Genomic DNA, 701 nt, shown 5'->3' on the forward strand with positions numbered 1-701 from the left:
AGGCACCACAGGGGAGCGGTGATGCCCACGTCACCCAGGGCCTGGAGCAGCGCGGTCGTGGCCGCAAGCCCGGCGGGCACTGCCGGGTGCCGCGGGTGGGCGTTCTCGTCGAGCGGGAGCAGGCTGAGCACTCCAGCGATCACGGTGCCACCGGCGGCATCCGGGAAACCCACATCACCCGTGTCACCCGTGTCACCCGTGTCACCCGTCAAGTCCGCCAACTGCTGGGCCAGGGCTCCCCGGTGCGAGCTCGCGGCGTCCACGGGCTGCGTCATGGTCGTGGCGCCATGGGTGTTCAGCGCCTGCACCGCCGTCCGCACCGCCGGGTGATCAACGCCCCCGGCAGGCACGAACAGCAGCCAGCTGCCGCTCAGCGCGGGGGTGGCCGCGTCGGGAAGCCGGTCCCATGCCACCTGGTAACGCCACGCGTCACGGACGGCATGCTCACGGCCACGACGCCGCCAGGCCGACAGACTCGGCAACACCTCACCCAGCGTGGACCGCTGCTCGTCCGGAGACCCGAGGGTACGTGCCAGGGCTTCTACGTCCTCACGCTCCACCGCATCCCAGAACTGGGCATCACCCACGGCCTCCTTGGCGGCCGCCGCACCTTCCATGTCGGTCGCCAGCCAGTAGTGCTGGTGTTGGAAGGCGTAGGTGGGGAGGGGGGTGGTGGGTGGTGGTGGGTTGGTGGGGAACCA

The 701-nt window shown here is 70.9% G+C and carries 1 pseudogene; it reads right to left on the bottom strand.

The annotated features are described in order from the left end of the window. A pseudogene (locus tag AC5P1B_RS35765) lies at positions 1–701 on the bottom strand (type I polyketide synthase); the annotation flags it as partial.

The organism is Streptomyces sp. A01, from assembly GCF_059026195.1.